Origin of the sequence: Micromonospora sp. DT227 (assembly GCF_049841835.1) — a bacterium.
In the GTDB taxonomy this organism is placed as follows: Bacteria; Actinomycetota; Actinomycetes; order Mycobacteriales; family Micromonosporaceae; genus Micromonospora.
Genome location: NZ_JBNCLA010000001.1, coordinates 901,660 through 914,301, shown reverse-complemented (window position 1 = coordinate 914,301; position 12,642 = coordinate 901,660). Strand labels below are relative to the sequence as shown.

General features: G+C 73.7%; 11 protein-coding genes. 4 read left to right on the top strand and 7 right to left on the bottom strand.

Translation table 11 applies throughout. The features are described from left to right. Positions 1 to 94: 94 nt before the first annotated feature. Positions 95 to 1,744, bottom strand: coding sequence for a fatty acid--CoA ligase (locus tag ACLQ2W_RS04480; protein WP_425785323.1), 1,650 nt, complete (start codon positions 1,742 to 1,744; stop codon positions 95 to 97). Between the two features lie 84 nt (positions 1,745 to 1,828). Between ACLQ2W_RS04480 and ACLQ2W_RS04475 the strand changes: the two genes are divergently transcribed. After that, a complete protein-coding gene (locus ACLQ2W_RS04475) occupies positions 1,829 to 2,320 on the top strand; it encodes an NUDIX domain-containing protein (protein ID WP_425785322.1) in 492 nt (163 codons plus the stop codon). 29 nt (positions 2,321 to 2,349) lie between these two features. Here ACLQ2W_RS04475 and ACLQ2W_RS04470 read toward each other — a convergent pair whose 3' ends face one another. After that, positions 2,350 to 4,023, bottom strand: coding sequence for an MDR family MFS transporter (locus ACLQ2W_RS04470; protein WP_425785321.1), 1,674 nt, complete (start codon positions 4,021 to 4,023; stop codon positions 2,350 to 2,352). 55 nt (positions 4,024 to 4,078) lie between these two features. After that, positions 4,079 to 4,636, bottom strand: a complete 558-nt coding sequence (locus tag ACLQ2W_RS04465; RefSeq protein WP_405092138.1) for a type 1 glutamine amidotransferase domain-containing protein — start codon at positions 4,634 to 4,636, stop codon at positions 4,079 to 4,081. 138 nt (positions 4,637 to 4,774) lie between these two features. On the opposite strand from ACLQ2W_RS04465, the gene rfaE2 reads away from it, so the two are divergent. Beyond that, complete coding sequence (gene rfaE2 / locus ACLQ2W_RS04460; RefSeq protein ID WP_425785320.1) at positions 4,775 to 6,661, top strand: D-glycero-beta-D-manno-heptose 1-phosphate adenylyltransferase; 1,887 nt, start codon at positions 4,775 to 4,777, stop codon at positions 6,659 to 6,661. Continuing rightward, the gene (locus tag ACLQ2W_RS04455) at positions 6,658 to 7,530 is read left to right on the top strand and encodes a glycosyltransferase (RefSeq protein WP_425785319.1); all 873 of its coding nucleotides are present in this window, start codon (positions 6,658 to 6,660) and stop codon (positions 7,528 to 7,530) included. Before rfaE2 ends, ACLQ2W_RS04455 begins: the two co-directional genes overlap by 4 nt. Here the strand turns inward: ACLQ2W_RS04455 and ACLQ2W_RS04450 are convergent. From ACLQ2W_RS04450 to ACLQ2W_RS04440, 3 genes are read right to left on the bottom strand one after another with little or no spacing between them, the layout of a single operon-like run. Next, entirely contained in the window at positions 7,505 to 8,623 is a 1,119-nt protein-coding gene (locus ACLQ2W_RS04450; RefSeq protein ID WP_425785318.1) for a glycosyltransferase family 9 protein, read from the bottom strand. The genes ACLQ2W_RS04455 and ACLQ2W_RS04450 overlap by 26 nt on opposite strands. Before the next feature lie 7 nt (positions 8,624 to 8,630). Beyond that, positions 8,631 to 9,167 carry an Hsp20/alpha crystallin family protein gene (locus ACLQ2W_RS04445; protein WP_425785317.1) on the bottom strand — a complete coding sequence of 179 codons (537 nt, stop codon included), beginning with the start codon at positions 9,165 to 9,167 and terminating at the stop codon, positions 8,631 to 8,633. Next, positions 9,164 to 9,670: a DUF2231 domain-containing protein gene (locus ACLQ2W_RS04440; protein WP_405092132.1), complete on the bottom strand. Its 507-nt coding sequence runs from the start codon at positions 9,668 to 9,670 to the stop codon at positions 9,164 to 9,166. Before ACLQ2W_RS04440 ends, ACLQ2W_RS04445 begins: the two co-directional genes overlap by 4 nt. Positions 9,671 to 9,836: 166 nt before the next feature. On the opposite strand from ACLQ2W_RS04440, the gene ACLQ2W_RS04435 reads away from it, so the two are divergent. Beyond that, on the top strand, positions 9,837 to 10,457 hold the full coding sequence (locus ACLQ2W_RS04435) for a pyridoxamine 5'-phosphate oxidase family protein (RefSeq protein ID WP_405092131.1): 621 nt from the start codon (positions 9,837 to 9,839) through the stop codon (positions 10,455 to 10,457). Between the two features lie 4 nt (positions 10,458 to 10,461). Here ACLQ2W_RS04435 and ACLQ2W_RS04430 read toward each other — a convergent pair whose 3' ends face one another. Then, positions 10,462 to 12,615, bottom strand: coding sequence for an acyltransferase family protein (locus tag ACLQ2W_RS04430; RefSeq protein WP_425785316.1), 2,154 nt, complete (start codon positions 12,613 to 12,615; stop codon positions 10,462 to 10,464). Positions 12,616 to 12,642 lie beyond the last annotated feature (27 nt).

Here is a 12,642-nt window from a genome sequence, read left to right as displayed (position 1 = left end):
CCCGGCGCGGTGCGAACGCCGGGGCCGCCCTCTGGGAGGAATGTCCGTGGGAAACGTGTTCCTACCTGTGTAGGCGACGGTACGCCGGAAAGCGTTACGGCGCGGACAGTTCCCGCACCTCAAGCCCGCCGTCGGCGTACCGCGAGCGCACCACCTTCTTGTCGAACTTGCCGACGCTTGTCTTCGGCACCGCGTCGATGAACGCCCAGCGCTCGGGCAACTGCCAGCGGGCCACCGAGCCGGCCAGGAAGTCCCGCAGCTCCTCCGCGGTGACCGAGGCGCCCTCGCGGACCACCACGGTGGCCAGCGGGCGCTCGTCCCAGCGCTCGTCAGGCACACCCACCACGCACGCCTCCAGCACCGCCGGATGCGCCATCAGCGCGTTCTCCAGCTCGACCGAGGAGATCCACTCCCCGCCGGACTTGATCACGTCCTTGGCCCGGTCGGTGAGCGTGATGAACCCGTCCGGCGAGAGCGTGCCGACGTCCCCGGTCCGCAGCCAGCCGTCCCGGAACTTCTCGGCGTCCGGCTCGTCGTCGCCGACGTACCGGGCGGTCACCCACGGCCCCCGCACCTCCAGCTCGCCCACGGACGTCCCGTCCGCGGGCAGCGGCTCACCGAGCGGCCCGACGATCCGCGCCGCCACCCCGGCCGGGACGCGGCCCTGGGTGTAGCGGTAGCGCCAGGCGTCGTCGCCGGTCGCGCCGGCCGGGGCGCGGGACACCGAACCCAGCGGCGACATCTCGGTCATCCCCCAGGCGTGGATGACCTCGATGCCGTGCCGGTCGCGGAACGCGTGCATCAGCGCCGGCGGGCACGCCGAGCCGCCGACGATCACCTCGGTCAGCGAGGAGGTGTCCACGTCGTGGGTGTCCAGGTAGGCCAGCAGGTCCGTCCAGATGGTCGGCACCGCGCCGGCCAGCGTGGGCCGCTCGGCGGCGATCATCGCGGCGATCGGTTCGGCCTGGAGGAAGCGGTCCGGCATGATCAGCGAGGCGCCGGAGAGGAACGCCGCGTACGGCAGGCCCCACGACATGGCGTGGAACATCGGCACGATGGCCAGCTCCCGGTCGCCCGGCCCGAGACCGAAGCCCTCCGGCATGCAGACCTGAAGCGAGTGCAGGTAGATCGAACGGTGCGAGTAGGCCACGCCCTTGGGGTGGCCGGTGGTCCCGGACGTGTAGCAGAGCGCCGCCGCGTCCCGCTCGTCCACCTCCGGCCAGTCGAACGTGTCCGGCCGGTCGGCCAGCAGCGCGTCCCAGTGGTGCACGGTGATCCGGTCGCCGGCGGCGGCCACCAGCGGGGCCGGGTCACCACCGCCGACCACCACCACGTGCCGCACCGTGGCCAGCTCACCGAGCACGCGGGCCAGCAGCGGGATGAGCGTGCTGTCGACGAGCACCACCCGGTCCTGCGCGTGGTTGGCGATGTAGGCGACCTGGTCCGGGAAGAGCCGCAGGTTGAGCGTGTGCAGCACCGCGCCCATGCTCGGCACCGCGAAGTAGGCCACCAGGTGCTCGTTGTTGTTCCACATGAAGGTGGCGACCCGCTCGTCACCGGTCACGCCGCACTCGTCGCGCAGCGCGTGGGCCAGCCGGGCGGCGGCGCGCCCCACCTCCGCGTACGTCATCCGGCGGGGTTCGGCGCCGGTCCAGGTGACCACCTCGGCCGTGCCGTGCACGGTGGCGCCGTGTTCGAGGATGCGGGCTACCTGGAGCGGGGCGTCCATCATCGTGCTACGCATGGGTAACAACGTAGTGTCGCCGTTCACACCAGCGGAACCCCCGGAACGGCCGAGCCGGCCGGCAATGCTGCGTAGATTGTCCGGGTGAGCATCTCCTGGGCCGACTCGTACGTCGGGCAGCTCCGCGCGCTGGCCGGTGACCGCACGCTGATGTTCGTCGGCGCCCGCGCCGTGGTGCGCGACAACGCCGCCCGGGTGCTGTTGATCCAGCGCTCCGACAACGGCCAGTGGGCACTGCCGGCCGGCGCGATGGAGCTGGGCGAGTCGATCGCCGACTGCGCGGTCCGCGAGGTCCGCGAGGAGACCGGCCTCCGCGCGCTGCGGGTCAGCGCGTTCGCGCTCTACACCGGCCCGGACCGCACCCACACCAACATGTACGGGCACACCTACCAGGTCTTCACCGCCGCGTTCCGGGTCGACGAGTGGGACGGCGAGCTGTCCCGGTTCACCGACGAGACCACCGACGCCGGCTTCTTCCAGCGGACGGAGTTCCCCACCCCGCTCTCGTCGAGCGTCGCCGAGACGCTGGCCGACCTGGACGTCTTCGAGCAGACCAACCGCCTGATCCTGAAATAGGCCGGGCAGCCTCGCCCGGGACGGCCCGCTCAGAGCATCGTCTGCGACTTCGCCTCCATCTCGGCGGCGGCGTCGTCCTTCGACTCCTTCGGCAGCGACTTGCCACCCGGCGCGGCGGCCTTCCCGCCCAGCGGGTCCGCGCCGCCGGTGGCGCCCTGCGGGCCGGCGCCGCGGAGCTGGTGGTTCGGCATGGCCAGGGTGACCAGCACCGCCAGCACCGCAATCAGCCCGGTGGTCAGGAAGACCAGGTGCAGCGCGTCGACGAACGAGGACTGGATCGCGGCGCGTACCGGTCCGGGCAGCGCCAGGATGGTGGCCGGGTCGTTGATCGAGATGTTCTCCGCGCCGCCCGCCGCCACCGCCGCCCGCTGCTGCGGCGGGAGCTGGGCGAGCGCGCCCGGCAGCCGGTCGGCCAGCGCGCCGGTGAGCCGCGTGGACAGCACCGCGCCCAGGATGGCCACCCCGAACGAGCCGCCCAGCGAGCGGAAGAACGTGGCCGAGGAGGTGCCCGCGCCCAGGTCGCGGACGTCCACCGCGTTCTGCACGGCCAGGATCAGCGACTGCATGCACAGGCCCAGCCCGACGCCGATCACCACCATGTAGCCGAACGCGGCCCACAGCGACGTGCCCACCTGGAGCTGGCGGAACAGCAGCATGCCGACCACCAGCACAGCGGCACCCGTCACCGGGAACCACTTGTACCGGCCGATCCGGCTCATCGCCCGGCCGGTCAGGATCGACGTGACGATGATGCCGGCCATCATCGGCAGCATCAGCAGACCGCTACGGGTCGGCGAGGCGCCCTTGACGATCTGGAGGTAGAGCGGAATGAAGATGATCGACCCGAACATCACCAGGCCGAGCACGAAGCCGGCGGTGTTGGCCAGCGCGAACGTGCGGCTGCGGAACAGCCGCAGCGGCAGGATCGGCTCCCGGGTCCGGGCCTCCTGGAGCAGGAACGCCACACCCAGCACCACGCCGGCCACGAACAGCCCGACGATCACGGCGGAGCCCCAGGCGTACGAGGTGCCGCCCCAGCTCAGCGCCAGCAGCAGGCAGCTCACGCCGGCGACCAGCAGCGCCGCGCCGAGCCAGTCGACGGTGTGCTCACGGCGCTGGAACGGCACCAGCCGCATCACGTGCCAGCAGACCACGATGGCGAGAATCGCCAGCGGCACGTTGAGGTAGAAGATCCACCGCCAGTTGGTCTCCGCGAAGTAGCCGCCGACCAGCGGGCCGGCCACCGACGACACGCCGAACACGGCACCGAACAGACCCTGGTAGCGGCCCCGCTCCCGGGGCGGCACCACGTCCGAGATGATGACGAACGCCAGCGTCATCAGGCCGCCCGCGCCGAGCCCCTGCACGCCCCGGGTGACGATCAACTGGGTCATGTCCCGCGACAGCCCGGCCAGCAGCGAACCGACCAGGAACGCGCCGATGGAGAACAGGAAGACCGGCCGGCGGCCGTACAGATCGGCCATCTTGCCGTAGAGCGGCGTCGAGGCGGTCGACGCCAGCAGGTACGCGGTGACCACCCACGAGTAGTGGTCGATGCCGCCCAACTCCCCGACGATGGTGGGCAGCGCGGTGCCGACGATGGTCTGGTCGAGCGCGGCCAGCAGCATGCCGGTCATCAGACCGAACATCAGCAGCCGGATCTGGCGGGCGGGCAACGCGGGTGCAGCGGCCTGGGCGGTCATCCCGCTTCCTATCCCACCGGGGGCGGATCATGCCCCCGGTGGGCGGATGAGTTTTCTAGCCGGCGGTGTGCCGGCCCTCGGCGAACTCCTCGACGATCTTGGCGCAGAACGCCGGCAGGTCGTCCGGCTTGCGGCTGCTGACCAGCCCGTTGTCGGTGACGACCTCCTCGTCGACCCAGGTGGCGCCGGCGTTCGTGAGGTCGGTGCGCAGGCTCGGCCAGGAGGTGATCCGGCGACCGCGCACCACGTCCGCCTCGACCAGCGTCCACGGGCCGTGGCAGATGACCCCGACCGGCTTGCCGGCGTCGAAGAACGCCTTCACGAAACGGACCGCGTCCGGGTCGGCCCGCAGGAAGTCCGGGTTCGCCACGCCGCCGGGCAGCACCAACCCGTCGTACGCGCCGGCGTCCGCCTCCTTGGTGGTGACGTCGACCTGGTACTGCTTGCCGTGGTCCAGGTGGTTGAACGCCTGGATCGAGCCGGACTCGATGGAGACCAGCTCCACCCGGGCGCCGGCGTTCTCCACCGCCTCGCGCGGCTTGGTGTACTCGACCTCCTCGACGCCGTCGGCGGCCAGGAACGCGATCCGCTTGCCCTGAAGTGTCGCTGCCATGCTGCTTCTCCTCTCCGGGTGTGTCTGGACGATTCCCCCGGCCGATTCCCGGAAACCGGACGCACCGGGTGGCCCGCGTCGCAGCCGGGCCGCGGCCGGGCTGGTTTGGCCGGCCGACGCCGGGGGACCCGGGAGGGCATGGCAGGAGCAGCAGCGGAAGAGCGCCGGCTGGCCACCGTGGTGGCGAGCTGGCAGGGGCGTCCCGTGCTGGTCGTCGGCGACGCCATGCTGGACGAGTGGCGGTTCGCCGAGTCGGAGCGGCTCTGCCGGGAGGCGCCCGCGCCGGTCCTCACGCTGCGCCGCCGGATCTCCGCCGCCGGCGGCGCCGCGAACACCGCGGTCAACGTCGCCGCGCTCGGCGGCCGGGCCGCGCTCGTCGCCCCGGTCGGCGCCGACGTCGCCGGCGACGAGCTGCACGACTGCCTGGACCGGGCGACGGTCTGGGACCGGACGGTCAGCCAGCCCGGCCGCCCCACCCCGGTCAAGCGCCGGATGCTCGCCGGCAACCAGATCCTGCTCCGGGAGGACTCCGGCGGCCCGGAGGACACGCTCGACGACGACGGGGTGGCCCGCCTGCTGACCGCGCTGCACTGCGCCTCCGAGGAGCTGCGCGCGGTGGCCGCCGGGCAGCCGCTCACGCTCGTGGTCTGCGACTACGGCCTGGGTGCGCTGCCGTCGGCGGTACGCGCCTGGCTGGTCGCCAACCGCGACCGGTACGGCACGGTGGCGCTCGACGCGCACGACCTGGCCGACTGGCGCGGGCTCAACCCGACGGTGGTGACGCCGAGCTTCGCCGAGGCGACCCGGCTGCTGGCCCGCGCCGCCGCCGGGTTCGCCCACGCCGAACGCGGCGTCGTCCGCACCGGTGACCTGCACCTCGATCATCCGGCGGCGGCCGACGGCCCGTCCGAGCTGGTGGTCGGCGCCGCACCCGGCGGAGCCGGCGAACGGGCGGTGGCCGCGACCCCCGGCGAGGCCGGTGAACGGGCATCGCACGCCATGGCCGGCGAACGTGCGCCGGGCAGTCCGCACCCCGCCTCCGGCGCGCCGGTGCACCGGGCCACCGAGGGCTCGTCCGGGCCGACCGGCGAGCCGACTCCGGGCGAGGAACGGGTGGCGCTGACCGGCAACGGGCTCAGCGTCACCGGCACCGGGGTGACCGTGAACGCGGCCGTCGGCGAGGGCGTGGACCGGGCCGAGCTGGCCGAGTCGCGCCTGTCCGAGCTGCGCGCGCACACCGGCGCGGACGTGGTCGCGGTGACCCTGGACACCGACGGCGCGGTGGTCGGCGGCGCCGACGGCTCACCCCGGCGCAGTCACAGCACGCCGGTCCCGGCCAGCCACGCGGTCGGCGCCGGGGACGCGTACCTGGCGGCGATGACGCTGGCGCTGGCCGCCGAGGCGGGCCTGCCGACCGCCGCGCAGCTCGCCCAGCTCGCCGCCACCATCACGGTCGCCGACACCGGCACCTGCGTGTGCCGCCGGGAGGACCTGCTCACCGCGCTGGGCACCGGCGGCGAGGAGGCCGGGCACCCGGCCCTGGTCGGCGCCGACGAGTTGGCCGCGCTCGTCGACGAGCACCGGCGGTCGGGGCGGTCGGTGGTGTTCACCAACGGCTGCTTCGACGTGCTGCACCCGGGGCACGTCCGCTACCTGACCCAGGCCCGCGCGCTCGGTGACCTGCTGATCGTGGCGGTCAACTCGGACGGCAGCGTACGCCGGCTCAAGGGCCCGGACCGGCCGGTCAACCCGGTCGAGGACCGCATCGCGCTGCTGGCGGCGCTGGCCTGCGTGGACCACGTGGTGGTCTTCGAGGAGGACTCACCGGCCCGGCTGATCGAGGCGGTCCGCCCGGACGTCTACGTCAAGGGCGGCGACTACCCGCCGGAGATGGTGCCGGAGGCGCCGCTGGTCCGCCGGCTCGGCGGCCAGGTCCGCACGCTCGGCTACGTGCCGGACCGCTCCACCTCGGCCATCATCGACCGCATCCGAGCCCAGTCGGTCGGCGAGAGCAGGCCGGCGTGACCCGACCGCTCGACCCGGGCGTCCCGGAGCGGTTCCGTCATCCCCGACCGCTCGACGTGCTGATCCCCACCCGCAACCGGCCGGCCGAGCTGGCGGTCACGCTGTCCGGGCTGGCCGCCCAGGAGGGCGTGCCCGGGTTCGGGGTGGTGGTCAGCGACCAGTCCGACGGCGAACCCGCGTACGCGCACCCGGCGGCGGCCACCATGGTCCGGGCGTTGCGCCACCGGGGACACCCGGTGCTGCTGACCCGGCGGCTGCCCCGGCGCGGGCTGGCCGAGCACCGCTCCTACCTGCTGTCCCGCTCGGCGGCCGACGCCGTGCTCTGCCTCGACGACGACGTCTGGCTGGAGCCGGGCACGCTGTCCCGGCTGGTCACCGCGCTGCACGAGCTGGGCTGCGGGTTCGTCGGCAACGCGGTGCACGGACTCTCCTACGCCGAGGACGTCCGCCCGGACACGCACCGGCACTACGAGGAGTGGCCGGGCCGGCCGGAACCGGAGCGGATCCGGCCGGGCACGCCGGAGTGGCACCGGGCGTCGATCCATCCGGCGGCGAACCTGCTGCACGTCACCGAGAAGCTCGACCTGCCGGTGGGCGCGTGGCGGGCGTACAAGGTCTCCTGGATCGGCGGCTGCGTGCTCTACGACCGGGCGAAGCTGGTCGACGCCGGTGGCTTCGACTTCTGGGAGCGGCTGCCCGAACGGCACCAGGGCGAGGACGTGGCCGCGCAGCTCGCGGTGCTGGAGCGGCACGGCGGCGCCGGCGTGCTGCCCAGCGGGGCCTACCACCTGGAGTCGCCGACCACGGTCACCGAGCGGGACGTGGAGGCGTGGGAGGTCGTGCTCAACGAGTCGGGCGCGGAGGTGTGAGCAGCTCGCGGGCCGCCTCCACCACCTCGACGGCCGGCACGTCGGCCACGAACGACACCCGGTGCGGGCAGTCGCCGTCCCCGGGACGGTGCGGGTAGATCCCGGGCGTGCAGTCGACGCCGCAGACCGGGCAGCGGGTCGTCCAGGCGGCGATCGGGCGGTGCCGGCCGCGCAGCGGGGACGCGCCGTTGATCAGGTTGCCGACCCAGAAGATGCCCACCGTGGGCACGCCCACCGCGGCGGCCAGGTGCAGCGGCCCGGTGTCGTTGGAGACCACCAGCGCGCAGTCCGCGTACGCGGCGGCGAGCGCGCCGAGGCTCAGCGTGCCGACCTGCGGGCGCACCGGCACGCCGGCCGCCGCGACCACCGCGTCGACCGTCGCCTGCTCGGTGGGCGTGCCGGTGACCAGCACCTCGTACCCGTCCCCGACCAGCGCGCGGGCGACCTCGGCGAAGCTCTCCGCCGGCCAGCGGCGTCGGGTGTCGGTGGCGCCCGGGTGCAGCGCCACCCGGGGTCGGCCGGGCGCGCCGAGCACCGCCGCCGCCTCGGCCCGGTCCGTGTCGGTCACCGCCAGCGCCGGGGTGATCGTGGTGGCCGGCGCCCCGACCAGCGCGGCCACCTCCAGGTAGCGGATCACCTCGTGCTGGTAGTAGACGTACCGCAGCCAGCGGTCCAGCGGCGGCGCGTCGTCGGCGCGCAGCCCGGCGGTGACCCGGGCGCCGAGCGCGGTGACGAACGGGTTGGAGTTGGCGCCGCCGCCGTGCACCTGCAACGCCAGGTCGAACCGTTCGGCGCGGGCGGCGGCCAGGAAGTCCGCCGCGTCGGTCGGCGACTCCTCCGGGCCGGCGTCGCGGATGCCCGGCCCGGGCGGCACCACCAGCACCCGGTCCACCGGGCCGGGCCGGTCGCGCCACAGCTTCGCGTGCCACGGCGCGCCGAGCAGCACGATCTCCGCCGACGGGTACGCGGCCCGCAGCGCCGCCAGGGCGGGGAGCACTAAGATGAAGTCGCCGAGCGCGTTGGCCCGGAGCACGGCGATCCGCTCGACGTCCGGCACCCGCGCGCCCACCGGACCAAGGGGGAGGCTGGTCACGCCGCCCCTACGGCCGGTCGGTCTCGTCGAGCGTGGTGTCCGGGTGGTGCAGTTCCCGGTCCGCGGCCGGGTCGACCGGGGCCGGCGTACGGCCGACGGTGTCGCGCGGGCCGGTGCGGCCGACGGTGATGGTGCGCGGCGCGGGCCGGGCCGCCCGGGGCAGCCGCACCCGGAGCAGGCCGTGGTCCATCACCGCGTCGATCCGCTCGGGGTCGACGCGCGACGGCAGCTCGACGCGGTACTCGAAGCCCCGGGTGGTGAACCCGCCCGGGATGCCCTGGTCGGCGTTGACCTCGGCCTCCGACCGGGCCCGTACGCACAGCTCCCGCTCGTCCAGCTCGACGGCCACCTCCTCGGGTGCCACGCCGGGCAGCCGGACCGTCACCTCCCAGCCGTCCGCCACCTCGGTGACGTCCACGTCCGGGGTGCCGGAACGGCCGCCGACCAGACGGCTCAGCTCGGCGCGCAGCGCCTGCAACTCGCCCATCGGGTCCCAGCCCTGCTGGCGGCCCCGCCAGCCCCGGCCGCCGTCCGGCTCGGTCATCGCACGTCTCCGATCCGGCGGGTCGTCGAGGTGGGCCGCAGCGAGCTGGACGCGTTGAGGTCGTGGTCGGGGTCGACGCCGACGCCGAGCCGGTCCACCAGCTCGCCGCCCAGCCAGGCGCTGATCCCGAGGATCGCCACGGCCACCACCTCGATCGCGATCAGCGCGCCGCCGGCGTTCCGCGACTCGGCGTTGAGCCGGACCGCCCAGACGGCGGCGAAGAGCAGGATCACCGCGATGTTGGCACCGGCGTGCAGGAGCCCGACCCGCTTGGCGCGGGTGCCGGTCGGCAGGGCGAGCAGGTCGAACGCGCCGGCCACGGCGGCGAGCAGGCCACCGATCAGGCCGACGGTGATGTTCCAGTACGCGACCTCGCCGAGAAGGTCCGGCCCGCCCACCGTGTCGACCACGTCGAAGATCACCGCGGTGACCAGGAGCGCCACCGGGAACATCACCAGCATCGGGTGCACGGGATGGCCGAGCACTTTCAGTCGGCTCTCCATCGCGGCCTCCATCCTTAGCGTTCCGGACACGCACTGTGTTCCGGTCCCTACCCGCCGCTTCCGGGGGCAAACCCGGCGTCCGACGCGCCCCTACACTGACGATGACGGATTCCGACCCGTCGCGGGCCGGAACCGTCGTCAAGGTCAACGGACGGGGGAGGAAGACGTGACGACTCGGGAGATCACCGACGAGGCGGAGCTGCGCGAGCTGATCGGGGCGCCGATGCCGCGGGCGGTCGCCAAGGAGCGCCGTACGCTGCACCGACGCGACCGGGAGTGGCTGGCCGCCTCGCCGTTCTGCCTGATCGCCACCGCCGGCGCGGACGGCAGTTGCGACGTCTCGCCCAAGGGTGACCCGCCCGGGTTCACGCTGGTGCGGGACGACACCACCATCGCGATCCCGGAACGGCCGGGTAACCGGCGCGCCGACGGCTACCACAACATCCTGGCCAACCCGCACGTCGGGCTGATCTTCCTGATCCCGGGGCGCACCGACACGCTGCGGATCAACGGGCGGGCCCGGCTGGTCCGGGACGCGCCGTGGTTCGCCGACCTGGAGGTCAAGGGCCACCGGCCGCTGCTCGCCGTCGAGGTGGCGATCGAGCAGATCTTCTACCACTGCGCGAAGGCGTTCCTCCGCTCCGAGCTGTGGCAGCCGGAGACCTGGCGGCCGGACGCGCTACCGTCGCGGCCCCGACTGATCAAGGAGGTGGAGGCCCCGGCGGAGAGCCTGGCCGACCTGGAACGGCACTACGGCCCCGACTACGCCAAGAAGCTCTACGTCTGAGCGGTCACTTCTGCGGCGCGTACACCGCCGGCACGCCCACGTCGGACAGGGCCCGGGCGAGGTGCGGGGCGGTGGTCTTCACGTAGGCGGCGCCGATGTGCGAACCGCCTCGGTAGATCAGCACGTTGCCGAACACCACCGGGCACCGCTCGGTCGGGCAGATGGCGTCGAACAGGTCGATCATCCTGACCTCGGGCACCCCGGTCACCGCCCGCCGCTGCATGCGGTAGGCCTGGTCCTGGTCGTGGAGCACGCGGTCGAACGCGCAGGTGGACAGCCGCTTGCGGTTCTCGTCGGCGCACGCCACCGGCGCGCCCGGCGGCAGCGGGTTGTTCGCCATCACGACGACCTGCGCGCCCACCGAGTCGAGCTTCTTCCAGGAGGCCCGCACGCCCGCGACCATCGCGTCGACCGAGACCCCCTTGCCGGTGGCGTTCAGGGCGGTCGGCGCCGACTGCGAGGTGACCACGTAGTCGGGGCGCTCCCGCAGCAGCCGGCTCAGCAGCGCCCGGTTCCACTCGATGCAGTCGGTGTAGGGCTTGCCGGACTTGTCACCCTTGAGCACCTTGGCGCTGGTGAACGCGCACCCGGCCTTGGCGGCGATCACCAGCTTCCAGTCGTTCTGCTCGGCGAGCACCTGGAACGCCGGCAGCCACTGGTCCATCTTCGAGTCGCCCACCAGCGCGACGGTGGTGGCGCCCTGAGGGTTGCCGTACGTGCACCACAACACCTCGGCGCCCTCGACCTGCTGGAAGCAGTTGTCCCGTTTCGTGACGGGCACGTCCAGGAACCCCTGCCGGATCTGCAGCGGATCCGGCGTGATCACGTCGAACCGCTCCGGCACCGGGCCGATCGGGGCGGTGCCGGGCGTGGTGGAGAGCAGGGCCGCGCCGGGCGCGTACCGGCTCTTGGTGGGGACCGCGGCGGCCGCCCAGGCGCCGAGCAGGACCAGCGCCAGGCCGGCGCAGATCCCGACCATGGTGAAGTTGCCGCCGAGACTCAACGCGAGCCGCGGCGACGTGGCGATCTTGCGGGAGTATCGCAGCGGGTTCTCCACCAGCCGGAACGTGAGCCAGGCGGGCACCACCGAGGCGAGCGCCACCGCCAGTCCCTCGACCGTCGACAGCTCACCGAAGCGGGCGGCGGCCACGATGAGCATCGGCCAGTGCCACAGGTAGAGCGAGTACGACAGGTCACCCACCCAGCGGAACGGGCCGGTGCCGAGCAGCACCACCGGCCCTCGCGCCCCCGCCGCCGGGCCGGCCGCGACGACCGCGGCGGCGCCGAGCGTGGGCAGCGCGGCAGCGTACCCGGGCCAGGCCGTCTTGCCGCTCACCAGCGCCGCCGCCGCCACGATCGCGGCCAGCCCGAGCCACCCGAGGACGACCGCCACCGCCCGTGGCATCCGCGCGGCCCGCGTCGCGATCAGCGCGACGCCCGCCCCGACGGCGAGTTCCCACAACCGCGTCGTGGAGACGAAGAAGGCGCGGGCCGGCGAGTTCGCCGTCTCGACGATCGACCAGACGAACGACGGCACCGCCAGGACCGCGAGACCGACCCACAGGACCGGCCGCACGTTGGTCCGCCGCAGCGCCCGCGCGGCGAGCAGCGCCAGCACGATCAGCAGCGGCCAGACCAGGTAGAACTGCTCCTCGACGGCGAGCGACCAGTAGTGCTGCACCGGCGAGACCACCGCGTTGTCGGCGGCGAGGTAGTCGACCGCCCGGTCGGCGAACCGCCAGTTCACCACGTAGACCGCCGCGGCGGCGATGTCGCCGCCGATGGCCTGCCAGTCGCCGCGGGGCACGAAGAGCCGGACCGCCACCGCGGTCGCCGCGAGCACCACCGTCGCGGCGGGCAGGATCCGCTTGGCCCGGCGCGCGTAGAACCCGACGAGGGAGAGCCGGCCGGTGCGCTCGATCTCGGCGACGATCTGCCCGGTGATCAGGAAGCCGGAGATCACGAAGAAGACGTCGACGCCGACGAAGCCACCGGGCAGGAACGACAGCCCGGCGTGGTAGAGCAGCACCACCGCGACGGCCACGGCGCGGAGCCCGGCGACGTCGCCCCGGAACCGGCTCGGGACGCGCCCGGTCGTCTTCTCCTCGGTGCGGGGATCGTGCCGGGCAACCTGGTTCGTCAACTCCGGGGAAGTCACGGCGATCCTCGAACTCCGGGGGCGTCT

Bases quoted from the DNA above. Each gene is read 5' to 3' on its own strand.
- ACLQ2W_RS04470 (WP_425785321.1), bottom strand. From the start codon at position 4,023: ATGACCGCCCAGGCCGCTGCACCCGCGTTGCCCGCCCGCCAGATCCGG.
- ACLQ2W_RS04440 (WP_405092132.1), bottom strand. From the start codon at position 9,670: ATGGAGAGCCGACTGAAAGTGCTCGGCCATCCCGTGCACCCGATGCTG.
- rfaE2 (WP_425785320.1), top strand. From the start codon at position 4,775: ATGGCAGGAGCAGCAGCGGAAGAGCGCCGGCTGGCCACCGTGGTGGCG.
- ACLQ2W_RS04480 (WP_425785323.1), bottom strand. From the start codon at position 1,744: ATGCGTAGCACGATGATGGACGCCCCGCTCCAGGTAGCCCGCATCCTC.
- ACLQ2W_RS04445 (WP_425785317.1), bottom strand. From the start codon at position 9,167: ATGACCGAGCCGGACGGCGGCCGGGGCTGGCGGGGCCGCCAGCAGGGC.
- ACLQ2W_RS04465 (WP_405092138.1), bottom strand. From the start codon at position 4,636: ATGGCAGCGACACTTCAGGGCAAGCGGATCGCGTTCCTGGCCGCCGAC.